Below are 23,268 nucleotides of genomic sequence, written 5' to 3'. Positions count from 1 at the left end.
ATGACCACGCCAACCCCCTGCTACCACTGCGCGCTGCCGGTTCCTGCCGGCAGCCGTTTCACTGCTGTCGTGCTCGGGGAAACCCGCGAGCTGTGCTGCCCGGGTTGCCAGGCAGTGGCGGAAGCTATCGTCGCCGGCGGCCTGGAAAGCTATTACAGCCATCGCAGTGAAGCGTCGGCCAACCCGGAAACGTTGCCCGTGCAACTGGTCGACGAGCTGGCCCTGTACGATCGCCCCGACATACAGGCGCCCTTTGTGCGCCATGAAGGCGAACAGGCCGAAGCGACCTTGCTCATGGAAGGCATCAGCTGTGCCGCCTGTGGCTGGCTGATCGAGCGTCACCTGCGCAGCTTACCCGCCGTGGCCGAAGCCCGACTGAACCTGTCCAACCATCGCTTGCACGTGCGATGGGCAGACAGCCAGTTGGCACTGAGCCAGGTGCTCAGCGAATTACGCAGCATCGGCTATGCCGCACACCCTTATCAGTCCGACCGCGCCGCCGAGCAATTGGCCAGCGAAAACCGTCTGGCCTTGCGCCAACTCGGCGTTGCCGGGTTGCTGTGGTTCCAGGCGATGATGGCAACCATGGCCACCTGGCCGGAATTCAATATCGATCTCAGCCCGCAGATGCACACCATCCTGCGCTGGGTCGCGATGTTTCTCACCACACCCATTGTGTTTTACAGCTGCACACCATTCTTTAAAGGCGCCGTGCGCGATCTACGTACACGCCACTTGACCATGGATGTTTCGGTGTCCCTCGCTATCGGCAGCGCCTATGTCGCCGGTATCTGGACGTCGATCACGGGCGTTGGCGAACTGTACTTCGATGCGGTCGGCATGTTCGCCCTCTTCCTCCTGGCCGGCCGCTACCTGGAACGCCGCGCGCGCGAACGCACGGCGGCGGCCACGGCACAGTTGGTCAATTTACTGCCCGCTTCCTGCCTGAGGCTCAGCGCCGACGGTCAAAGCGAACGAATCCTGCTCAGCGAACTGCGCCTGACCGACCGGGTGCTGGTGCACCCCGGCGCCATATTGCCGGCTGATGGCAAGATTCTCGAGGGCCAGTCCAGCATCGATGAGTCACTGCTGACCGGCGAGTACCTGCCGCAGCCGCGAACCGTAGGCGACGCTGTCACCGCAGGCACACTCAATGTCGAAGGCGCGCTGACCGTGCAAGTTCTGGCCTTGGGCCATGACACACGCCTGTCAGCTATTGTCCGCCTGCTGGAACGCGCCCAAGCTGAAAAACCCCGTTTAGCGGAAATTGCCGACCGCGCCGCGCAATGGTTTCTGCTGCTGTCGCTGATTGCTGCCGCCGTTATCGGTCTGATCTGGTGGGAACTCGACTCATCGCGGGCCTTCTGGATCGTGCTGGCCATGTTGGTCGCTACCTGTCCGTGTGCACTGTCGCTGGCAACGCCCACAGCGCTGACCGCCGCCACCGGCACCTTGCACAAACTTGGCCTGTTATTGACCCGCGGTCATGTACTGGAAGGCCTGAACCAGATCGACACCGTGATTTTCGACAAGACCGGTACGCTCACCGAGGGTCGATTGGCACTGCGCACCATCCGCCCCCTGGGGGAACTGGATGCCGATCGTTGCCTGAGCCTGGCCGCAGCCCTGGAAAATCGCTCCGAGCACCCCATTGCCCGCGCATTCGGGCGCGCGCCGGTGGCCGCAGAAGACGTCCACAGTACGCCGGGCCTTGGCCTGGAAGGTCTGGTCGGCGAACAGCGCTTGCGCATCGGCCAGCCGGGATTTGTCTGCGAGCTCAGCGCCTGCGCGCTGCCACCGACGCCCGACGAAGCGGGCCAGTGGCTGCTGCTTGGCGACGCCCAGGGTGCCCTTGCATGGTTCGTCCTCGATGATCGCCTGCGCGCCGATGCCCCCGCGCTGCTGCAAGCGTGCAAGGCGCGCGGCTGGAAGACCCTGCTGCTCTCCGGCGATACCTCGCCGATGGTCGCCAGCGTAGCGGCCGAGTTGGGGATCGACGAAGCCCATGGCGGTCTGCGCCCGGACGATAAACTTCAGGTGCTGCAAGCGCTGCACCAGCAAGGTCGCAAAGTGTTGATGCTCGGTGACGGGGTCAACGACGTACCGGTGCTGGCCGCAGCAGACATCAGTGTCGCCATGGGCTCAGCCACCGACCTGGCCAAGACCACCGCCGACGCAGTACTGCTGTCCAATCGCCTGCAAGCGCTGGTGCACGCGTTCAGCCTGGCGCGGCGCACCCGTCGGGTAATCATTGAGAACCTGCTGTGGGCAGGCCTGTACAATGGCCTTATGTTGCCCTTCGCGGCGCTCGGCTGGATCACCCCCATCTGGGCAGCGATCGGCATGTCCATCAGTTCGTTGACTGTGGTACTGAACGCCTTGCGTCTGACCCGCATGAAAGGCCTGCAAGACGCCACCCTTCTCAACACCCGCCCGCTGCCAACATGAGTCGGCGGCCGGCTTCGGAGGCTCCATGCCGGCTCTATACATAATGATTCCAGCGGCGCTGTTGATCGTCGCAATCGCCATCTACATCTTCTTCTGGGCGGTGGACAGCGGCCAGTACGATGACCTCGATGGTCCGGCACACAGCGTCCTGTTCGACGATCAGGACCCTCAACACCTGGCCGCCATGGAAGAAGCGACCGGCCATAAGCCGGTACCTCAGGGCGAAAACAAAGACCAGGCCCCGCCCCATGCTTGAACTGGCCCCTCTGCTGGTGTCGGCGATTATCCTCGGCCTGCTTGGCGGCGGGCATTGCCTGGGCATGTGCGGCGGCTTGATGGGCGCGCTGACCCTGGCGATCCCCAAAGAACAACGTAGCCGGCGATTTCGCCTGCTGCTGGCGTACAACCTCGGGCGAATTCTCAGCTACGCCACCGCTGGCTTGCTGATCGGCCTCGCGGGCTGGGCGGTGGCCAACAGTCCGGGCGCGATGATCATGCGCGTGATCGCATCGCTGCTATTAATCGCGATGGGCCTGTATCTCGCCGGATGGTGGAGCGGCCTGACCCGCATCGAAAGCCTGGGGCGCGGCCTGTGGCGGCATATACAGCCGTTCGCCAGCCGCTTGCTCCCGGTGTCGAGCATGCCTCGCGCATTGCTGCTCGGCGCGCTCTGGGGCTGGCTGCCGTGTGGTCTGGTCTACAGCACCCTGCTGTGGTCGGCCAGCCAGGGCAACGCCCTCGACAGCGCGCTGCTGATGCTCGCCTTTGGCTTGGGCACCTGGCCTGTGCTACTCGCCACCGGGCTTGCCGCCGAACGCACCACCGCCCTGCTGCGCAAACGCGGTGTGCGCATGGCCGGCGGCCTGCTGGTTATCCTGTTCGGAATCTGGACGATGCCCGGACCTCACCAGCATTGGTTGATGGGGCATTAAGCCCCCTTCCTGCCAGGAAAAAACTGACCCTCCGTCAACGATTTGCCGCCAGAACGCAGGCCGTTGATGCAAATCAACACTGCCCTGAGCACACCTCCCTAGACTCGACGTCATTGCCAGCCTATTCGGGAAATACCCGCATGCTCGACGCCATTCGTTGGGATTCCGATCTCATCCGCCGCTATGACCTGGCGGGACCGCGCTACACCTCATACCCCACTGCGGTGCAATTCCAGACCAAGACAGGGGCGTTTGACCTGCTGCATGCTCTGCGCGACAGCCGCAAGGCTCTACGGCCTCTGTCGCTGTATGTGCATATACCGTTCTGCGCGAACATTTGCTACTACTGCGCCTGCAACAAGGTCATCACCAAGGATCGAGGGCGGGCCCTGCCCTACCTGCAGCGTCTGGAGCAGGAAATCCAGATGATTGCCTGCCACCTCGACCCTAAGCAACAGGTCGAACAGCTGCACCTGGGCGGCGGCACCCCGACGTTCCTCAGTCATGACGAATTGCGCCAGCTGATGGCGCATCTGCGCAAGCATTTCAATTTGCTTGACGACGACTCCGGTGACTATGGCATCGAGATCGATCCCCGCGAAGCTGACTGGTCGACCATGGGCCTGCTTCGCGAGCTGGGCTTCAATCGGATCAGCATCGGTGTTCAGGATCTCGACCCGCAGGTACAGCGCGCCGTCAATCGCCTGCAAAGCCTTGAAGAAACCCGCGCCATCATCGAAGCGGCACATACCCTGCAGTTTCGCTCGGTGAATATCGACCTGATCTACGGTCTGCCCAAGCAAACGCCCGAGTCCTTCGCCCGCACCGTCGATGAAATCATCACGTTGCAACCGGATCGCCTGTCCGTGTTCAACTACGCCCACCTGCCGGAGCGCTTCATGCCCCAGCGGCGGATCAATGCGGATGAGCTGCCTGCGCCGGAGCAAAAGCTTGAAATGCTCGAACGCACCATCGAACAATTGACGGATGCCGGTTACCGCTACATCGGCATGGACCACTTTGCCCTGCCCGATGACGAGTTGGCCATCGCTCAGGAAGAATCAACGTTACAACGCAATTTCCAGGGCTATACCACCCATGGGCATTGCGATCTGATCGGCCTCGGCGTCTCGGCAATCAGCCAGATTGGCGACCTGTACAGCCAGAACAGCAGCGACCTGAATGACTACCAAACCTTACTGGCCGGCGACCAACTCGCCACCAAGCGCGGCCTGCTGTGCAATGCCGACGACCGCGTGCGCCGAGCAGTGATCCAGCAACTGATCTGTCATTTCAGCGTGAACTTCGCCGGTATCGAATACGCATTCAATATTGATTTCAGGGGCTATTTCAAAGAGGAATGGCCGCAACTCCTGACAATGGTCAGCGACGGCCTGATCGAAATCGATGAGACGGGGATAACCGTGCTGCCAGCGGGCCGTCTGTTGGTGCGCTCAGTGTGCATGGTCTTTGATGCCTACCTGAACCACCAAAATCGCCAACGCTTTTCACGGGTGATCTAACCCGATACAGCCGCCCCCTGTCGATTGACGGGGCGCATTACACATCGGTTACTTTGCAGCGGCTGTGGCGTTTTTATCGATAAGCTTGATCAAGCTGGCGGAGACCGTAAACAGTGCCGCCGTCAATTGCGCCAACTCCGACTGAATACTGCTCACCTGTGTCTGCTTCTGCTCCGGGCTCAGGCTTTTGTTCGACATCACCGCCTGCAATCGCGCCTGCGCCTCGGCGATTTGCTTTTGCAGTTCTTTGATCCGCTTTTGCAGCATTTTGATGGGATCAGTGCTGTCAGTGCTGTCGCTAGCGGCGGCCTTGGCCTTTTCTACCGCTGCAGTGGACAGATTGACCTTCACGCTCACAGGCACTTTGCCTGTGCCCTCTTCGTCAGGCGAGGCGGCTGCAGTAGCGGCTCTGGTTTGCGGGGTGGTGGCTTGAAAGCCAATGCCGCTGGAAGCACTGAGATTGACGGACAACATGAACGGCGCTCCTGATTCAGTTAGGCCATCACTTGTTATCGGCAATAGTACCGAGAGCTTTATCGTCTCGCGTTAAATCTGCTGGCACTGGCCGGAACGGCTTGCGCTGGGTTACCCTTATGACTTCTGTGTGTTTTCCCACAAGGATTGAAGTCATGTCTGAGCCAGTCAAACTGCGCGCACCTAACCAGGCCCATTGCAAGGATTGCAGTCTGGCCCCGTTGTGCCTACCGCTTTCTTTGAATCTGGAAGACATGGATGCACTCGATGACATCGTCAAGCGTGGTCGTCCGCTGAAAAAAGGCGAGTTTCTGTTTCGACAGGGCGATGCATTTGGTTCGGTGTATGCGGTGCGTTCCGGCGCGCTGAAAACCTTCAACCTCAGCGATGGCGGCGAAGAACAGCTCACTGGCTTCCATCTGCCGAGCGAGTTGGTGGGTCTGTCCGGCATGGACAGCGAAGCCTACCCGGTATCGGCTCAGGCACTGGAAACCACCTCCGTGTGTGAAATCCCGTTTGAGCGCCTCGATGACCTGTCGGTTCAACTCCCACAATTGCGTCGGCAACTGATGCGAATCATGAGCCGGGAAATTCGTGATGATCAGCAGATGATGCTGCTGCTCTCGAAAAAGACCGCCGACGAACGTATCGCCACTTTCCTGGTCAACCTGTCAGCCCGTTTCCGCGCTCGCGGCTTCTCGGCCAATCAGTTTCGCTTGAGCATGTCGCGCAATGAAATCGGCAACTTCCTGGGTTTGGCCGTGGAGACAGTATCGCGGGTGTTCACCCGTTTTCAGTCGAGCGAACTGATCGCAGCCGAAGGCAAGGAAATCCAGATCCTCGATCCGATCCAGCTCTGCGCCTTGGCGGGCGGCTCAATCGAAGGCTGAGGCATGCTATCCATGGCGGCTGCGCTGTAGACTAGCGTCAGCCAATATGCCTCAGGATCCTCTTGATGATTTACGACGAATTCAGTTTCAAATCCCTTATTCGCCCGGTCATGGACTTTCCTAAGCCCGGCGTTGTTTTTCGCGATATTACCCCACTGTTTCAATCGCCGAAGGCCCTGCGCCTGGTGATCGACAGCTTCGTGCAGCGCTACATCGATGCCGAATTCAGCCACATTGGCGCCATGGATGCTCGCGGCTTTTTGATCGGTTCAATCGTCGCTTATGAGCTGAACAAGCCACTGATCCTGTTCCGCAAGCAAGGCAAACTGCCCGCAGACGTGTTGTCCGAGGCCTACCAGACCGAGTACGGCGAAGCCTGGCTGGAAGTGCATGCCGACAGCCTGTGTGAAGGCGACGCCATTGTGATGTTCGATGATCTGATTGCCACCGGTGGCACGCTGGTCGCGGCCGCCAATCTGGTACGCCGCATGGGCGCCCATGTCTACGAAGCCGCAGCGATCATCGACCTCCCGGAACTCGGCGGCTCTCAGCGCCTGGAAGACATGTCCATCCCGACCTTCTGTCTGACCAACTTTGCGTTGAGCGATAGATAGCGACAGGGGTGCATCAAGCACCTGCAGATTTTCGAAATTTCACAATCAAAGCCCCATCTGCTTGGCGATGATCTCGTTCATGACCTCACGCGTACCGCCTCCGATTGAAAGGATGCGGTTATCGCGGTACAGGCGTTCTACCAGGCTATCGCGCATATAACCCGAACCGCCGAGGATCTGCACCGCGTCGTAAGTGATGCGGTCGGCGGTGTCGGTGGCGAAGTTCTTCGCCATGGAGATTTCTTTGATCACGCTCTGCCCCGCCGCCATTTTTGCCGCCTGGCGGTAGGTGAATTCGCGGGACACTTCCAACTGCGTGGCCATTTCTGCCAGCCGATGCTTGAGCACCTGGAACTTGCCGATCGGTTTGCCAAATGCCTCACGCTGCCTGGCCCAGCTCAGGCTCTGCTCAAGCGCCAGTTGTGAGGTCATGTTCGCCATCAGCGCCAGTGCCAGGCGCTCATTCTGAAAGTTGCCCATGATGCAGGCAAACCCCATGTTCTCCGCGCCAATCAAATTGGCCATCGGCACCCGACAGTCCTCGAAAAACAGCTCAGCCGTGTCCGACGCCCACCAGCCCATCTTCTTCAACTGCCTACCGACGCTAAAACCTGGCGTCCCCTTCTCTATCAGCAACAGACTGATGCCCGCAAACCCAGGCTCACCGGTGCGCACTGCGACGGTATAAAAGTCGGCGCGTATGCCGCTGGTGATAAATGTTTTGCTGCCGCTGACCCGATAGCAGTCACCGTCTCGCACCGCACGGGTTTGCAGGTTCGCCACATCAGAGCCACCCCCTGGCTCAGTGATCGCCAGCGCCATGATCTTTTCCCCGCTCAGCACCTGCGGGGCAACACGTTCGCGTAGCGCCGGTTGCCCCCACTTGACCACCGGCGGCAAACCAATATCCAGCGAACCCAAACCCGCAACCAGCCCGGAAGACCCGCAACGCATCAGCTCTTCGCTGGCCGCGACCTTGGCAAATACATCACCCTCATGATTGCCGCCCAGCGCTTCGGGATAACCCATGCCCAAAATCCCGGCAGCGCCCGCCTTCAGGTAGAGCTCACGCGGAAAGCCTTCGGCCTCCTCCCACTCATCGACGAAAGGCAGTATCTCTCGCTCGACAAAACGCCGCACGGCGTCGCGGATCAGTTGGTGGTTGGGGTCGAAGTATTCCTGAAAGTCGGACATCGGCGCGCTCCACTGAGAGGTTCAGCGAACTTACCGAGCGCTTGCTTGGTTTACAAGCGCTAATCGTTCCTCGCGCCGAAGCCTCGAACCGGCGCCGAGGAACGACCTGTCACAACGCTATTGGCTTACGTCCTGCAAACGAATGCGCCAATGTACCGCCGTCCACCAGCTCCAGCTCGCCACCCAAGGGTACGCCGTGGGCGATGCGGGAGGTGATCAGGCCTTTGTTGCTGAGCAACTGGGCGATGTAATGCGCGGTGGCTTCGCCTTCGACCGTCGGGTTGGTGGCGAGAATAATTTCGATGAAGGTGCCCTGCTGCTCGATGCGCGTCACCAATTGCGGAATGCCAATGGCTTCCGGCCCGAGACCGTCCAGCGGCGACAAGTGCCCCTTGAGTACAAAGTAGCGACCACGGTAGCCCGTCTGCTCCACTGCATAGACATCCATCGGCCCTTCGACCACGCACAGCAGCGTGTCGTCACGACGAACATCCGAACATTGCGGGCAAAGATCGTCTTCGGTAAGGGTGCGGCAAAGCCGGCAATGGCCGACGCCCTCCATGGCCTGACTCAATGCCAGCGCGAGTCGCGAACCGCCGCTGCGATCACGCTCAAGCAATTGCAGGGCCATGCGCTGGGCAGTTTTTTGCCCGACGCCGGGCAATGTACGCAAGGCATCGATCAATTGGCGAATCAGGGGGCTGAAGCTCATGAGAAAGGTCCGACAAAACAACGAGACGCGGTTTATACCCGCGCCTCCGGTTAGCGTCAATTCAAGCGTCAGCGACCCGGACGACCAGCTTGCCAAAGTTGCGTCCTTCCAGCAGACCGATAAAGGCCTCGGGCGCCTGTTCGAGCCCTTCGACTATATCCTCACGAAACTTGATCTTGCCCTCTTTAACCAACGGGACCATGGCGGCGAGAAACTCTGCGTGGCGATCGCCATACTCCTCGAACACGATAAAACCCTGAATCCGTGCGCGCTTGGTCAACAACGTGCGCATCAGCAGCGGCAAATGATCAGTCCCTTCCGGCAGCGACTGCGCGTTGTATTGGGCGATCAAACCGCATAAAGGGATCCGTGCACGGGTATTGAGCAGTGGCAGCACTGCGTCGAACACCTTACCGCCGACCAATTCAAAGTAGATGTCGATGCCATTGCCGCAGGCCTTCGCCAGCTCATCAGCGAAATGCTCACTTTTGTGATTGATGCACGCGTCAAACCCCAACTCATCGACCACGTACCGGCATTTTTTGGCACCGCCGGCGATGCCCACCACACGCAAGCCCTTGAGTTTGGCCACCTGCCCTACCACCGACCCGACCGCACCGGACGCCGCAGCCACCACCAGGGTCTCCCCGGCTTTGGGCTTGCCGATGTCCATCAGGCCCATGTACGCGGTCATCCCAGGCATACCCAGCACGCCGACGGCCATCGAAGGGCTCGGCAGATCCTTGGGTACCGACACCACTTGCGTACCATCGCAGATGCTGTGGGTTTGCCAACCGGTCATGCCTACGACCAGATCGCCCGGCTTGAAATGGGCATTGCGTGACTGCTCGACACGGCTCACCGCCCCGCCCGTCATGACGTCATTGACCTGCACCGGTTCGGCATAGGACGGCGCGTCGCTCATGCGCCCACGCATATAGGGGTCTAGGGACAGATAGAGCGTACGCAGCAACACCTGACCTTCCTCCAGATCAGGCAGCGCCTCACGCTCCAGACGAAAATTCTCTGGCGTGGGTGCGCCTTTGGGACGAGAGGCCAGAACGATGCGTTGGTTGAGGATCAATTCTTGCGCCATCAGAGCAGTTCCTTAATCGATAAATTCAGGCTAATACAGAGCAGACCGTTTTGCTCGGCAGGCGTTCGGTCGATGTCCAATAAAGCAACCTGTGCAGGCGCGGGATTGCCCACGATTAGCCGAGGACGCGCTCTGCATGCCTGACCTTCCTCGCAGCCACAAAAAAGCCAGGCACGGGGCCTGGCTTCGGGTCACGCTGAAACGGTTTAGAACGGCAGTTTCATGCCCGGTGGCAATTGCATGCCCGCCGTCATGCCAGACATCTTTTCCTGGCTGTTCTGCTCGATCTTGCGCACAGCGTCGTTCACCGCGGCAGCGATCAGGTCTTCAAGGATTTCCTTGTCTTCCTGCATCAGGCTGTCATCCAGGCTGATGCGCTTGACGTCATGACGACCGGTCATCACGACACTGACCAGGCCTGCGCCCGACTGCCCGGTGACTTCGGCATTGGCCAGTTCTTCCTGCGCCTTGGCCATTTTCTCTTGCATCTGCTGTGCCTGCTTCATCAGGCCGGCCATGCCACCTTTCATCATGGGAATTCACCTCAAGTATTGATGGGTCATTTTTGCGTAGCGCCACACAGGCGCCACGCACGTCAGTTAAAGAGTCTGAGCCGCCGGAGCATCAACAGGTTCAATCGTATCCTCTCGAATCACCGCGCCAAACTGTTGCAGCATTTGTTGGATGAACGGATCAGCGTGGATCGATGCTTCTGCTTCGCTCTGGCGCTCGGCACGGCGGCGCGAACCCGCCTGAGCCGGGGTTTCCTGCTCGGGCTTGATCAGCTCGATGCTCAGGTTCAAGGTCCGCCCGTGGTATTGATTCAGGGCATCGTTGAGTCGGCGTAGTTGCGTTGTATTGAACAGCGCGCTGTGGGCCGGGTCCAGGTGCAGCAGCCAGTTATCGCCCTCCACGGCCATCAAGGTGCAGTTGGCAGCGATACTGCCCGTCATGCCCGACACCGGCAGCTTCGGAAACAGGTTCAGCCAGTCCAGCGCCAGCCCTGTTGCAGGCATCAAAGCCGGTAACGGCTCGGGCTCAACGACCTCGGTCACACTGTCGTGGGCCAGTTCGTCCAGGTAGCTGTAAGACGCCGGATCAATGTCCACCTCCACATCGAAGAAGTCATCGTCGTCCGGCGGCTCGTCATCACGCTCCATGGGCGCAGGAACGAATGCCACTGACTCCGGAATCGGCTCAAGCATGGCCGGCGTCGCCACCTCGGCAGCGGCCTGCACGTCCTCAGGCTCGACTACGTCAGGCGCGTCGGGAACCGGGCTTGCGGGTGCCGGTATCGGCATGGGCGTCAGGTCCGGCTGCTCGGCGACGGTGTCGAGCATCGGCTCGGGAACGGTTTCGACGACCGGCTCGGAATCGGACTCCGGCTCAGATATCGACTCGACGTCGGCCTGTGGCTCTGGCTCAGGTTCAATTACCGGCTGCACGGCCCTGGGCTCATTCCAGGGCAAATCGACTTCTTCTGCCGGAGCAGGTTCAGGCACGATCGGCGCTGCAACAGGCTCGGCAGGAGCGAGAACGGCAGCTACCGGGGCGACTGCAACTACCGGCGCAACGGTAGTCGCGCCGGCCACTGGTTGCCTGGAATCAACTGTGGCCTGGTTGATCCCCACTGGCTTTAGCGGCTGCCTCGGTGCATAGCTGCTGTCAGCGGGGCGGAAGGCCAGCATCCGTAGCAGAACCATCTCGAAGCCACCCCGAGGGTCTGGCGCCAGCGGTAAATCACGGCGGCCGATCAGGCCCATCTGGTAGTAGAACTGTACGTCTTCGGCGGGTAACGCCTGAGCCAGTGCCAGCACCCGATCCCGGTCGCCATGACCGTTATCGACACCTTCGGGCAACGCCTGGGCAATGGCCACGCGGTGCAACACGTTGAGAATTTCCGAGAGCACGCCATTCCAGTCCGGCCCTTGCTCGGCCAGATGACGCACGGCTTCAAGCACCCCGCGCGCATCGCCATCCAGCAGCGCATGCAGTACGTCGTACACCTGACCATGATCCAGCGTGCCCAGCATGGCGCGAACATCCGCCGCCATGACCTTGCCTTCGCCGAACGCAATCGCCTGATCGGTCAGGCTCATGGCATCGCGCATAGACCCATCGGCAGCGCGGCCCAAGAGCCACAGCGCGTCGTCTTCGAACGGCACATTTTCGACCGTGAGCACGTTGGTCAAATGCTCGACCACACGCTCCGGCGTCATGTTCTTCAGGGAGAACTGCAGGCAACGCGACAAGATGGTCGCCGGCAACTTCTGCGGATCAGTGGTTGCCAGAATGAACTTGACGTAGGGCGGCGGCTCTTCCAGGGTCTTCAACAGGGCGTTGAACGAGTGAGTGGACAGCATGTGCACTTCGTCGATCAGGTAGACCTTGAAGCGCCCGCGGCTCGGTGCGTACTGCACGTTATCAAGCAGCTCGCGGGTGTCTTCGACCTTGGTCCGGCTCGCGGCGTCGATCTCTATCAGGTCGACGAAACGCCCCTCATCGATCTCCCTGCAGACCGAACAGGTCCCGCAAGGCGTCGACGTGATACCCGTCTCACAATTCAGGCATTTGGCGATAATCCGCGCAATCGTGGTTTTGCCCACGCCACGGGTGCCGGTAAACAAATAAGCATGGTGCAGCCGTTGGCTGTCCAGCGCGTTGATCAGGGCCTTGAGCACATGGGTCTGGCCGACCATTTCGCGGAACGAGCGCGGACGCCATTTACGTGCAAGAACCTGATAACTCATCGAAAACCGTCGCAACTGGGAAGCGGAAGACCGCCAATGCTAGCGGAGCAAGGGCAAAATTGCATCCGGTGTCATTCTCTAATATGACTACGCTGCTGAAATGGAGGAAACTTCGGCATCGGATTCATCCTGAATCGCATCGTATTGCTCACGCAAAGGAACCGAATGCGGCTGTTATTGAGCGCTTTGTTGTCACTCACCGGCTTATGCGCGTGCTTCAGCTACGCCGCTGAGGCACCTTTGCGCTTTTCGATTGCCGACAGCTGGTCGATGCCACTGGTGCAGATCGACGGTGCTCAGCCAACTGCAGGTTTCCTGTTCGACATCATGCAGAGCCTGGCCCGACAGGTCGGCCGCCCCGCTGAATACCATGTGCTGGCCCGCCTGCGCGTGCAAAGCGCGCTGGATCGCGGCGAGGTCGATGTTCGCTGTTACGCCGCGCAATCCTGGGTACCCAACTTCTCCGGCGACTACACCTGGAGCCTGCCGCTGATGACCCAACGCGATCTATTGGTCAGTACCGCTGACAACGCAGCCCCGATCCGCACCGACCAGCTCAGTGAACAGATGATTGGCACCGTCTTGGGCTATACCTATCCGCGCCTGCAACACCTGTTCGACAACCACCAATTGCAGCGTGAAGACGCTCGCAGCCAGGAACAAGTCCTGCAAAAACTGGCAGCGGGCCGTTATCACTATGCCGTGGCCAATGAATGGGCGCTGAACTGGTACAACCGTCAACTACCACCGGACAAACAATTGCGCAGTGTTTCCATCGTCGAAGAACAAGCGGTAGGCTGCATCGTGCGTAACGACCCGAACCTGCCGGTACAGACCATTCTGCGTGCGTTATTGCGCATGAAGATGTCGGGAGAGATTGATCAGATCATTGGACGCTATGGCACTCAGGCACCACTCCAGCCCGAACAGAATTCGTCAGCGGGCCGCTAGTACACGCAAGTGCTGACCCAGACCACCGCGGCGTTCATCGCTAAAGCCCTCACACCTGCTTTGTAGCATCAGCGTCACACTGCCTGACTACCCTCCTCCGAAATCATTTGTTACGAACTCAGCCAAGCAAGCAGGTAATCGCCATGAAAGACAAAGACGACGACGCGTTACAGCCGCCTGCTGGCGATAACCCACCCGATGCCGGCAGACGGCGCTTCCTTGGCGGCGTCGCGGCGCTTGGCGTCGGCGCGACCCTCAGCGCTTACGTGTCCGGCAACGAACCGCCACCCAAGCCCGACGACAAGCCTTTAACCGGCGCCGCGCTGGATCAGGCACTGCGCGATAACGTGAAAACGGTGGTCGTCATCTACGCCGAAAACCGGAGTTTCAACAATTTGTTCGGTGACTTCCCGGGTGTCGAAAAACCGCTGGCGGCGCTCACCACAAACGACTATCAACAACGCGACCGCGACGGCAGCATTCTGGAAACCCTGCCCCCGGTATGGGGCGGTATATTGCAGATAGGCCCGCAAACCGTAGACGGCGTGACCTACCCCGCCGAAACCCAGTTTCAAGAGCACCTGATCAACGCGCCTTTCGCCCTTGAGGGCCCCAATGGCGAAGACCTGCCGTTGGGCCTGGTCACCCGCGACCTGTGGCATGTGTTTTATCAGAACCAGATGCAAATCAATGGCGGCAAGAACGATAGCTTCGTTGCCTGGGCAGACTCGGGTGGCCTGACCATGGGCCATTACGCGCAAACCCAATACTCCCTGCGCCTGTGGGACGTGGCGACGGAATTCGTGCTGTGTGACAACTTCTTTCAGGGCGCTTTCGGCGGCTCGTTTCTCAATCACCAGTACCTGGTGTCCGCCACCGTGCCGTTTTACCCTGACGCTGCGAACTCACCGGCCAAACAGCAAATCGCCACACTGCAGAGTGATAATCCGCACGATACGCGGCTCAAGCCTCTGGAGAAATCTCCCGCCAGCGCCATGACCGGCCCACCGCAATTCGGTCCAAGCGCATTGACGCCCGACGGCTATGCGGTCAACACCCTGGCCCCGCCGTACTGGCCGACCTGGCTGCGTGACCCCGAGCGCCCGGACTACTCAAAACCGGGTCTGGCCAACGTATTGGTGCCGCAGACCCATGACCACATCGGCGACAAACTGTCGAAAAAGAACATCGACTGGGCGTGGTACGCCGGCGGATGGCAGGCCACCATCGACCAGTTCAAGGACTCTCCCGGCATCCCGAAAATTCCGAATTTCCAGTATCACCACCAACCACTCAACTACTTCAAAAAACTAGGCCCCGATAACCCCGTCGAACGCAGCAAACGCCTGCGCGACGGCGGTTTAGGTGAAGAGTCCAGAACCAACAAATTCTTTGCCGACGCCGAAGCGGGCAAGCTGCCCGCTGTCACTTTCTACAAACCCCAAGGCAACCTCAACATGCACGCCGGTTATGCCGACGTCGCCTCAGGAGACCGCCACATCACTCGCGCCATCAAAGTCCTGCGCAACAGCCCGCAATGGAAAAACATGGTCATCGTCATCGCGGTCGACGAAAACGGCGGCTGGTGGGACCACGTCGCGCCGCCAAAAGGCGACCGCTGGGGCCCTGGCACACGTATTCCGGCGCTGGTTGTCTCGCCCTTTGCCCGCAAAGGGGTTGTTGACCACACCGTCTATGACACCGCCTCAATCCTGCGCTTGATCACTCGGGTGCACGGGCTGGAGAAGCTGGACGGGCTGAAAGAGCGGGATGAAGAAATGCTGACCCGAGGCCAGGAGCCGATGGGGGATTTGACCAAAGCGTTGCAGTTTTTCGAGGCATAGCAACGCCTGCGCCGAATGATCGGCGGCCGTCAGCCCCTCTTTCGCAGCATGAGGTTAAGTTGATCGACCACCTCGGCCCAGTCGGCGTCTTCAAGGATCTCCTCGCGCAGAAAAGAGGCCTGTGCGGGGCTCCAGAAAAAAGCGTCCTCTAACGCAAGGTCTGCCTTGAGAGGGGAATGTGTGGCAAGGAAGGCGTCAATGCTGACCGGGTCGGCCGCAAGCCCCAGCTGGTGAAAAAGAGCCGGCAGACTATGCACAGGTAATTCCATGAGTCACTCCTTGGGCCAGGTTGAGCGCAAGCGGCACAACCTGGCGCGGTCATTGACGTTCATTACTGGCAGACCTCACGCACCTCGGCATGCGGCACCAGTTTCAGGTATTGGTCCATGCGCATGTGGACCAGATAGTGGTGGTTACCGGCTTCCAGGTAGATGTCCTCCTGGCGGGTCAACATCGGATCGAGCAGCATCTTGATTCCATAGGCCTCGCCCAGTGCCGGGATCGCGCCACGCTCACAGTCACCGAACAGGTGCGGCAAACCACTTTCGCGAGTGAGCTGCCAATCCCCACTGGTTTGTATTTTGCTCAAATCCAAATGCCGATCAGCGGGCAACACCGCCATCATGTAATGCCCGTGCTGATCATCGAGAATCACCGATTTAGCCAAGCGCTCTGCCGGAACGCTGGCCACCCGCGCGGACTCCAGGCTTGTCGCCGAGTGCGGGTGGGCCACGATGTCATAATCACAGCGCGCCTGTTCCAGGCTACGTTGTACTGTTTTTGCCATACGCATGATGCACCTCCACGCCCTGCACGGAACGGCAGAGCAGATATCTTTAACATCAAGTTTAGGCAGCACACGGCGTGACGGCGATTGGAAGGCAGTAACAGTTAAGACTATGCGGCACCGTCGCTAGTCGAGAACGAACTAAGATCAGAACCCGCCTACCTCCCCCTTCTATGTGCTTACTTTCTGATGTAGATCAAATCCCCCTTTACACCAACTCCTATTCTTGAGACAGCACTCACGTTGTCAGGAGCTGAAGATGAAAAAAGCAGGCCTGATCGGCCAATACATACTGATTGCAGCAAGTGCTTTACTGCTGCCATCGGCCAACGTCTTTGCTAACCCGGAAACGCCACCATCAGGGGGCACGGCCGAATACCGTCAGGATTTCGACTGGGTCAAGCACACACAACAGACTCTGGACGACCTCAAGGGCAAGCTGAATCTAACGCCAGCGCAAATGCCCGCGTGGGAGACATGGTCCGCTGGCTTGATAACAGATGCCCAACAGCAACTGGGAAAAGACAACCCCGGGCATGAGGGAAAAGGGAGCGCGGCGAAACCGATGGTTGACGAAACAACGCCGGAAAGAATGGCACACGGAATCGAGCGTTTACACGCACAAATCACCTGGATGCAGGCGCATGTAGCTCGTCTGGAAGCGGCTCAGGTTCGCACCAAAACATTTTATGACACATTGAGCACTGATCAAAAAACCATATTCGACCTGTTCTGGAACGGGATGCACCACAAAATGCACGGGTACGGCGGCTGGGGCACGCACATGCCCATGTCGAGCCCCATGATGGAAGAAAACCAAAGCCGAACACGCAAAGAATAAGCGGTATTACACCGTCTATCAGGTAGACATCATGAACATCGACTCGATAAAACGTTGCGCGCTTATTGGCGCGGTTCTGATCGGTACGAGTCTTTCATTAGCGGCCACCGCCGATTCGCATGGCGGCGGTCATGGCGGCTGGCACAGCGGTGGCCCCGCATGGTGGGGCATAGGAATTGGTTTGGGCCTGGGCTGGGAAGCCGCGCACATTGCCAGCCCCTATTACTACCCCGCTTACCCGGTCTATTACTACCCCGCCCCTGCTTATTACTACCCTTACAGGCCCTCCACGGTGGTGATTGAGCCGACACCGCCGATGCCGACGGTAGCGCCATCAAGCTCTCCGCCCGCGCCTAATTGGTACTACTGCGACTCGGCCAAAGGCTACTACCCCTACGTACGCCAGTGCCCTGAACCTTGGCGCACAGTCCCGGCGACACCACCCGGATCAATACGCTGACCTGCGCAGCGAGTGCGATTCGAGGAAGGAATTCCGGACGTGAAAAAACACCCTTTGAATCGCCTTATAGCGAAAGAGTGATTAGCTGTTTTAATCGAGGAATTCTGCGTTATGGAGGCAACCCCACCAGCCACACCCCGGCACACAATGTTCCCGCTGTGGCTGCTTCCTTCCGGATCTGACCAGGTTCACGGGTAATCGTTGCGGGGGGACCGATGGGGTCACCATAACGACGCTCACCTGACGGCGAACGGCGCCATTGTACCGGTCTGGCGAGAAGTTACAACCGTTGGTTTTGGATTAAAAATCTGAGGGAGCTCAAGCACTTGTGTGGCAGGGGCTGGCGGCTGTGTACGGTGGGCCCGGCGTTGGGACTTTTGCGTTACCCTGTTCGGCCGTGACGCGATGCGTCCTCGCAGGATTCGATCGATGCAAACTAAATTGGTCTGTTATGAAGACCTGTCGGATGTTCAACGCCAGCAATTGCAACACCTTGAAGTGTTGTCGGAGCAGAAGGCCTTTTCCGGGGACATCTACAGCGCACTGAATGCCCTGCAGGGTAAACCGAATGACGATATCAAGGGTTTTGTACTGATTGCCGACGACTATCCCATCGGCTTTTTTATGCTCAAGCGCGGGCCGTTTTTACCGCACTGGGCCGATCAGGATGCCGCCACCCTGCATGCCTTGCAGATCGACCGCAGGATGCAGGGCCATGGTCTGGGGAAGGTCTGTTTGCAGGCCGTCCCGGACATGGCACGCTCGGTGTGGCCTGATGTGGCGCAGTTGATGCTGTCAGTGGATGCGGACAATCAGGCGGCGCTTGGCCTGTATCTTGGTCAAGGCTGGGTCGATACGGGGGAAGCGTATCGGGGACGGATTGGTTATGAGCGGCGGCTGTCATTGGCATTGCAGGATGACGCTACCGACCTTCGGTAAGGGTCGTGCATATGCCCTTACTGCGCCTGCAGCACCTCGTCCGCCCTGCCCCCGGATTGCTGAATAACCAAGTGAATGAAGTGCAGCTTGGCGATGACTGCTGGCGACAGGACGAACGGGTAGAAGTCGGGTTGGCCCATGCTCCGGGACAGTTCGTTGAGCATCCCGGCCAGTTCGATCCAGGCGTTGACGAATGAAAGGAACGCAGGACCGCCGGGGTGCTGGGGGTCGTAGAGGGTTTCCAGCGTAAATGGCGGGTAGTCGAAGTCCATGTCCCGGGCGCTCATGCCAAAACCCAGGGCGGTGTCAACGGCGTCCATCATGTGCAGGTAGTGGGCCCAGGTTTCAGCCCAGTCTTCCCACGGGTGCATGGTGGCGTAGGCGCTGACGAAGCCCTGTTGCCAGTCAGCCGGCGCGCCGTTCTGGTAGTGGTGTTCAAGGGCATCGGCATAGCTGGCGCGCTCGTCGCCGAACAGGGTGCGATAAGCGCTTTCCCAGGGACTGTCGGGGATCAGACGATCCCAATAGTAGTGACCCACTTCGTGGCGAAAATGCCCGAGCAAGGTCCGATACGGTTCGTGCATCTGCACGCGCATGGCTTCGCGAAGAGCGTCGTCGGCCTCTTCGATGTTGAGGGTGATCAAGCCGTTGGCGTGACCGGTGGAGGGGCACTTGCCTTCCAGGTCGACGCCAACGAAATCAAATGCCAGACCGGTATCTTCGTCCTGGGCTTTCGGAATCACCTGCAAACCCAGCGCGATCAATTGCGCGACAAGGCGGCGCTTGGCGGTTTCGACTTTGCACCAGCGCTCCGCGTTTTCCGGAATAGACAGGTCGGGAATGGTTCGATTGAGGCTGCACGCGATACAGAATTCACCCTGATCGTGCGCCGAAAACAGCCAGTTGCAGGCAGCGGGCGTGTTCAGGTTGGCGCAGCGTCGATAAAACTCCGGGCCGGGTTCGTCGCTCAAGCACCAAGTGTTTTGATCAGGCCCCGGCTCGAGCGTGACCAACCTGCCCTGCTCCGGCAAATAGCCCAGCGCTGCCGAACAGGCCAGGCACCGGCTATTAGGGAAGAAGATCGACTGTCCACAGTGGCACTGCCAGACCTTGCTATTACGTTTGGTCTCGCCCACGAACGGCGCGGCAATGCGGGAGCTGAGTTGTTCGAAGAAGCGGTACATGACGATCTCCTTTTGGCGTACTAGCGATGTGTCAGGCAGACCGCGTCGCCTGGATCGCGGGCAAGCCCGCTCCTACAGGTATTCGGTGCAGGAGCGGGCTTGCCCGCGATGACGTTAGATCGAACACCATTACTCCACAGCAATACCGTGCTTCTTCAAAAACACCACAAACGCCTCTTCATCCAGCACTTTTAACCCCAGCTCATTCGCCTTGGTCAATTTCGAGCCCGCGCCAGGCCCGGCGACGATGGTGTGGGTTTTTGCTGAGACTGAGCCTGAGACTTTGGCGCCGAGGCTTTCGAGTTTTTCCTTGGCGATGTCGCGGCTCATCAGTTCCAGGGACCCAGTCAGGACCCAGGTTTGCCCAGCCAGCGGCAGGCCTTCCACGACTTTTTTCTCGCTCTGCCAGTGCATACCGAAGTCGTTGAGTTGCGCCTCGATCTCCAGTGCACGCTGGACGTGCTCTTTGATGTCAAAGAAATCACGCACGGCTTTCGCTTGTTTCTCGGCCAAAGCTTGGCGCATGTCCAGCCAGTCAGCGTCGATGATGCCTTGCAGCGAACCGAATTTGTCCGCCAGTTTTTGCGCCGCGCCCGGTCCGATCGCAGGGATGTGCAGCTTGTCGATCATGCCAGCCAAGGTCGTACTGGCGGCGAATTCAGCGCCCAGCTCGCCCTGATCCTGCAATTCCAGGCCGCGCTCAAGCAATTGCTCGATGACCTTGATGTTGTGGTCATCCCTGAAGAAGCTGTGGATCTCATAGGCGACTTCCAGCCCGACATCCGGCAAATACGTCAACACTTCCGGCAGCGCCTGTTTAATGCGCTCCAGCGAGGCCAACGAACGCGCCAGCACCTTGGCGGTCTCTTCGCCAACGTCGGGAATGCCCAAGGCGTAGATGAAACGCGCCAGGGTTGGCTTTTTGCTGTCGCGAATGGCCTTGAGCAGCTTGTTGCTGGAGACCTCGGCAAACCCTTCGAGGTCGACGATCTGTTCGAACTTCAAGGTATAGAGGTCCGCCGGGGATGCGACCAGCCCTTCATCCACCAACTGCTCGACGCTCTTGTCGCCCAGCCCGTCGATGTCCATCGCCCGACGGGACACGAAGTGGATGATCGCTTGCTTGAGTTGCGCGCCGCAGGCCAGTCGACCGACGCAACGGTAAACGGCGCCCTCGCTGATGGTTTCCTTGCCTTTGCTGCGTTTGACCAGTTGCGTACGTTCGACGCGGGAACCACAGACCGGGCAGTTTTGCGGAATATGCACCGGACGTGCATTGTCCGGGCGACGGTCGAGGATGACTTGCACGACTTGCGGGATGACGTCACCGGCACGGCGAATGATTACCGTGTCGCCGATCATCAAGCCCAGACGTGCCACTTCGTCCATGTTGTGCAGCGTGGCGTTGGCGACGGTGACGCCCGCAACCTTGACTGGCTTGAGGCGTGCGACTGGCGTGACAGCGCCGGTGCGGCCCACCTGGAATTCCACGTCGAGCAGTTCGGTGAGTTCTTCCATGGCCGGGAATTTGTGGGCGATGGCCCAACGCGGTTCGCGGGCGCGAAAGCCCAGTTCACGCTGAGAGGCCAGGTTGTTGACCTTGAATACCACTCCGTCGATTTCGTAGGGCAACGACAAGCGTCGTTCGCCGATGTCGCGGTAGTAATCCAGGCATTCGTCAATACCGTTGGCCAGTTTCAACTCGTGACTAACGGGCATCCCCCATTGCTTGAGCTTTTGCATGTTGCCGATATGGGTGTCGGCGAACTCTTCCGACACCTGACCCAGGCCGTAGCAGCAGAATTCCAGCGGACGGTTGGCGGTGATCTTCGAGTCCAGCTGACGCAAGCTGCCCGCTGCAGCGTTACGTGGGTTAGCGAAGGTCTTGCCACCCACTTCAATCTGACTGGCGTTAAGCCGTTCAAAGCCTGCTTTGGACATGAACACTTCGCCGCGTACCTCGAGGGTTTGCGGCCAGCCGCTGCCGTGAAGCTTGAGCGGGATGTTGCGTACGGTGCGCACGTTGACGCTGATGTCTTCGCCGGTGGTGCCATCGCCACGGGTAGCACCGCGGACAAGCGAGCCATCCTGGTACAACAGGCTGACCGCCAGGCCGTCAAGTTTCGGTTCACAACTGTATTGCACCTTCGCGCCGTCGCTGAACAGATCGCCCACCGGCAAGTCCAGGCCTTCAGTGACACGGCGGTCGAATTCGCGCATGTCGTTTTCTTCGAAGGCGTTACCCAGGCTGAGCATGGGGATTTCGTGACGCACTTGGGTGAACGCCGACAGCGCTGCGCTACCGACCCGCTGAGTCGGCGAATCAGGTGTTATCAGTTGCGGGTTCTCGGCTTCCAGCGCCTTGAGCTCGTGGAACAGGCGGTCGTACTCGACGTCAGGGATGCTCGGCTCGTCGAGGACGTGGTAGCGGTAGTTGTGCTGCTCCAGTGCTGCGCGCAGTTCCAGGATTCGGGTTTCGACGGCGGTCATACGTGTTCTCTCGAAAAGCAAAAAAGCAGCCGAAGCTGCTCAATGTTGATTCGCCACCGCAGGAAGGTCGTTCCGACCTTCTCGCGGGAAAGCGTGCGCCTACAGGTTAAGCGGCGCGTGTTTAGCGGCGCTGGGTCAATGCACGGCGTTCGAATTCGGCGATGCGCTGGCGATAATGCTCGATGGTCTGCGCGGTCATGACGCTGCGCTGATCATCTTTCAATTCGCCGTTGAGCTCGTGGGCCAGTTTGCGAGCAGCGGCCACCATGACGTCGAAAGCCTGTTTCGGATGACGCGGGCCGGGCAAGCCAAGGAAGAAGCTCACGGCGCGGGTGCTGAAGTGATCGATATCGTCGAGATCGAACACGCCTGGCTTGACCGCGTTGGCCATGGAGAACAGTACTTCGCCGTTGCCGGCCATGCTCTCGTGGCGATGGAAAATATCCATCTCGCCGAAACGCAAACCACTTTCCAAAATGTTCTGCAGCAACGCAGGGCCCTTGAAGCCACTTTCGTCGCGGCAGATCACACTGATCACCAGCACTTCTTCAACGGGCGGCAGATCTTCGGCACGGCGCGTCGTATCGTCTGCACGTCGCCCAGGCTTGTTCTCGTCCGGAAAATCATCGTCGCGACCGGCGTGCAGGCTTGGCCCGTCCAGATCGAGATTCAGATTCAGGTCGCCCTGATGTGGTTCGTCCTTGCGTTTGCGCTTGGCATCACGCGGAGTGACGTTCACCGACGGCAGGTCGTGCTCGTCCAATTGCGGCTCTTTCTGGTTGTCCAGCACACGCGGCGGCCCCAAGAGCTCGGCGGACGTGGCTTCGTCGTCATCCGGCAGATTGGAGAAGCTTCGGTCCAGCCTGAATTTCAATTTACCCTTGCCACCGCGCATCCGGCGCCAGCCATCAAAGAGAATACCGGCAATGACAATAATGCCGATGACGATCAGCCACTCGCGCAGACCGATTTCCATGTAATCCAGTGCCTCTAATAAAAATGCTGAAAAATAAGGGCCGAAACCCCTTTAAAACGTGGCGCCAACTCTATGTTCTGACAGGCGTTTTACCCACGCAAAAGAAAAAGTGGTGATTAAACTAGCACGACCAAAGATAACTTTACACCGTCTGTTGCAAAGG

Annotated in this window: 22 protein-coding genes and 1 other RNA gene; 11 read left to right on the top strand and 12 right to left on the bottom strand. The window is 59.4% G+C overall.

The window, feature by feature from the left end; translation table 11 throughout:
- The 4 genes from K0F75_RS03815 (at position 1) to hemN (ending at position 4,903) form a co-directional block, all read left to right on the top strand.
- A complete protein-coding gene (locus tag K0F75_RS03815; RefSeq protein ID WP_219060519.1) occupies positions 1-2,448 on the top strand; it encodes a heavy metal translocating P-type ATPase in 2,448 nt (815 codons plus the stop codon).
- 25 nt (positions 2,449-2,473) lie between these two features.
- The gene (gene ccoS / locus K0F75_RS03810; RefSeq protein WP_219060518.1) at positions 2,474-2,704 is read left to right on the top strand and encodes a cbb3-type cytochrome oxidase assembly protein CcoS; all 231 of its coding nucleotides are present in this window, start codon (positions 2,474-2,476) and stop codon (positions 2,702-2,704) included.
- The gene (locus tag K0F75_RS03805) at positions 2,697-3,380 is read left to right on the top strand and encodes a sulfite exporter TauE/SafE family protein (RefSeq protein WP_219060517.1); all 684 of its coding nucleotides are present in this window, start codon (positions 2,697-2,699) and stop codon (positions 3,378-3,380) included. Before ccoS ends, K0F75_RS03805 begins: the two co-directional genes overlap by 8 nt.
- A gap of 140 nt (positions 3,381-3,520) precedes the next feature.
- On the top strand, positions 3,521-4,903 hold the full coding sequence (hemN, locus tag K0F75_RS03800; protein ID WP_219060516.1) for an oxygen-independent coproporphyrinogen III oxidase: 1,383 nt from the start codon (positions 3,521-3,523) through the stop codon (positions 4,901-4,903).
- A gap of 48 nt (positions 4,904-4,951) precedes the next feature.
- On the opposite strand, the gene K0F75_RS03795 is transcribed toward hemN, so the two are convergent.
- Entirely contained in the window at positions 4,952-5,377 is a 426-nt protein-coding gene (locus K0F75_RS03795) for a hypothetical protein (RefSeq protein ID WP_219060515.1), read from the bottom strand.
- 155 nt (positions 5,378-5,532) lie between these two features.
- On the opposite strand from K0F75_RS03795, the gene fnr reads away from it, so the two are divergent.
- Complete coding sequence (gene fnr, locus K0F75_RS03790) at positions 5,533-6,267, top strand: fumarate/nitrate reduction transcriptional regulator Fnr (RefSeq protein ID WP_219060514.1); 735 nt, start codon at positions 5,533-5,535, stop codon at positions 6,265-6,267.
- 65 nt (positions 6,268-6,332) lie between these two features.
- Positions 6,333-6,881: an adenine phosphoribosyltransferase gene (locus tag K0F75_RS03785; protein ID WP_219060513.1), complete on the top strand. Its 549-nt coding sequence runs from the start codon at positions 6,333-6,335 to the stop codon at positions 6,879-6,881.
- Between the two features lie 45 nt (positions 6,882-6,926).
- Here K0F75_RS03785 and K0F75_RS03780 read toward each other — a convergent pair whose 3' ends face one another.
- The 5 genes from K0F75_RS03780 to dnaX all read right to left on the bottom strand — a co-directional run bounded on the left by K0F75_RS03780 (position 6,927) and on the right by dnaX (position 12,633).
- On the bottom strand, positions 6,927-8,075 hold the full coding sequence (locus tag K0F75_RS03780) for an acyl-CoA dehydrogenase family protein (RefSeq protein WP_219060512.1): 1,149 nt from the start codon (positions 8,073-8,075) through the stop codon (positions 6,927-6,929).
- Between the two features lie 109 nt (positions 8,076-8,184).
- Complete coding sequence (recR, locus tag K0F75_RS03775) at positions 8,185-8,787, bottom strand: recombination mediator RecR (protein ID WP_219060511.1); 603 nt, start codon at positions 8,785-8,787, stop codon at positions 8,185-8,187.
- Between the two features lie 61 nt (positions 8,788-8,848).
- Positions 8,849-9,883 carry an NADP-dependent oxidoreductase gene (locus K0F75_RS03770; RefSeq protein WP_219060510.1) on the bottom strand — a complete coding sequence of 345 codons (1,035 nt, stop codon included), beginning with the start codon at positions 9,881-9,883 and terminating at the stop codon, positions 8,849-8,851.
- Positions 9,884-10,089: 206 nt separating this feature from the next.
- Positions 10,090-10,416: a YbaB/EbfC family nucleoid-associated protein gene (locus K0F75_RS03765; protein WP_219060509.1), complete on the bottom strand. Its 327-nt coding sequence runs from the start codon at positions 10,414-10,416 to the stop codon at positions 10,090-10,092.
- A 66-nt stretch (positions 10,417-10,482) separates the two neighbouring features.
- On the bottom strand, positions 10,483-12,633 hold the full coding sequence (dnaX, locus tag K0F75_RS03760; RefSeq protein WP_219060508.1) for a DNA polymerase III subunit gamma/tau: 2,151 nt from the start codon (positions 12,631-12,633) through the stop codon (positions 10,483-10,485).
- Between the two features lie 165 nt (positions 12,634-12,798).
- Here dnaX and K0F75_RS03755 point away from each other — a divergent pair, with 165 nt between their 5' ends.
- Both K0F75_RS03755 and K0F75_RS03750 read left to right on the top strand, forming a co-directional pair.
- Complete coding sequence (locus tag K0F75_RS03755; RefSeq protein ID WP_219060507.1) at positions 12,799-13,584, top strand: ABC transporter substrate-binding protein; 786 nt, start codon at positions 12,799-12,801, stop codon at positions 13,582-13,584.
- Positions 13,585-13,727: 143 nt separating this feature from the next.
- Positions 13,728-15,428, top strand: a complete 1,701-nt coding sequence (locus tag K0F75_RS03750; protein WP_219060506.1) for an acid phosphatase — start codon at positions 13,728-13,730, stop codon at positions 15,426-15,428.
- A 29-nt stretch (positions 15,429-15,457) separates the two neighbouring features.
- On the opposite strand, the gene K0F75_RS03745 is transcribed toward K0F75_RS03750, so the two are convergent.
- Both K0F75_RS03745 and K0F75_RS03740 read right to left on the bottom strand, forming a co-directional pair.
- Positions 15,458-15,697, bottom strand: coding sequence for a DUF2789 domain-containing protein (locus tag K0F75_RS03745; protein ID WP_219060505.1), 240 nt, complete (start codon positions 15,695-15,697; stop codon positions 15,458-15,460).
- A 62-nt stretch (positions 15,698-15,759) separates the two neighbouring features.
- Entirely contained in the window at positions 15,760-16,221 is a 462-nt protein-coding gene (locus K0F75_RS03740; protein ID WP_219060504.1) for an aminoacyl-tRNA deacylase, read from the bottom strand.
- Positions 16,222-16,474: 253 nt separating this feature from the next.
- Here K0F75_RS03740 and K0F75_RS03735 point away from each other — a divergent pair, with 253 nt between their 5' ends.
- The gene (locus K0F75_RS03735) at positions 16,475-17,056 is read left to right on the top strand and encodes a Spy/CpxP family protein refolding chaperone (RefSeq protein ID WP_219060503.1); all 582 of its coding nucleotides are present in this window, start codon (positions 16,475-16,477) and stop codon (positions 17,054-17,056) included.
- 31 nt (positions 17,057-17,087) lie between these two features.
- Positions 17,088-17,516 (top strand): hypothetical protein, encoded by a 429-nt coding sequence (locus tag K0F75_RS03730; protein ID WP_219060502.1) that lies wholly within the window; start codon positions 17,088-17,090, stop codon positions 17,514-17,516.
- A gap of 121 nt (positions 17,517-17,637) precedes the next feature.
- On the opposite strand, the gene ffs is transcribed toward K0F75_RS03730, so the two are convergent.
- Positions 17,638-17,734, bottom strand: an RNA gene (ffs, locus tag K0F75_RS03725) — signal recognition particle sRNA small type.
- 211 nt (positions 17,735-17,945) lie between these two features.
- On the opposite strand from ffs, the gene K0F75_RS03720 reads away from it, so the two are divergent.
- Positions 17,946-18,455, top strand: coding sequence for an N-acetyltransferase (locus K0F75_RS03720; protein WP_219060501.1), 510 nt, complete (start codon positions 17,946-17,948; stop codon positions 18,453-18,455).
- A 17-nt stretch (positions 18,456-18,472) separates the two neighbouring features.
- Here K0F75_RS03720 and K0F75_RS03715 read toward each other — a convergent pair whose 3' ends face one another.
- The 3 genes from K0F75_RS03715 to zipA form a co-directional block, all read right to left on the bottom strand.
- Positions 18,473-19,639 carry a putative zinc-binding metallopeptidase gene (locus K0F75_RS03715; RefSeq protein ID WP_219060500.1) on the bottom strand — a complete coding sequence of 389 codons (1,167 nt, stop codon included), beginning with the start codon at positions 19,637-19,639 and terminating at the stop codon, positions 18,473-18,475.
- A gap of 129 nt (positions 19,640-19,768) precedes the next feature.
- Positions 19,769-22,129 (bottom strand): NAD-dependent DNA ligase LigA, encoded by a 2,361-nt coding sequence (gene ligA / locus K0F75_RS03710; protein ID WP_219060499.1) that lies wholly within the window; start codon positions 22,127-22,129, stop codon positions 19,769-19,771.
- A 121-nt stretch (positions 22,130-22,250) separates the two neighbouring features.
- On the bottom strand, positions 22,251-23,105 hold the full coding sequence (gene zipA, locus K0F75_RS03705; RefSeq protein WP_219060498.1) for a cell division protein ZipA: 855 nt from the start codon (positions 23,103-23,105) through the stop codon (positions 22,251-22,253).
- Positions 23,106-23,268 lie beyond the last annotated feature (163 nt).

Origin of the sequence: Pseudomonas sp. UMAB-08, assembly GCF_900095225.1 — a bacterium.
Taxonomy (GTDB): Bacteria; Pseudomonadota; Gammaproteobacteria; order Pseudomonadales; family Pseudomonadaceae; genus Aquipseudomonas.
The sequence above is the reverse complement of the archived record's forward strand: the minus strand, read 5'-3'. Positions and strand labels throughout refer to the sequence as shown.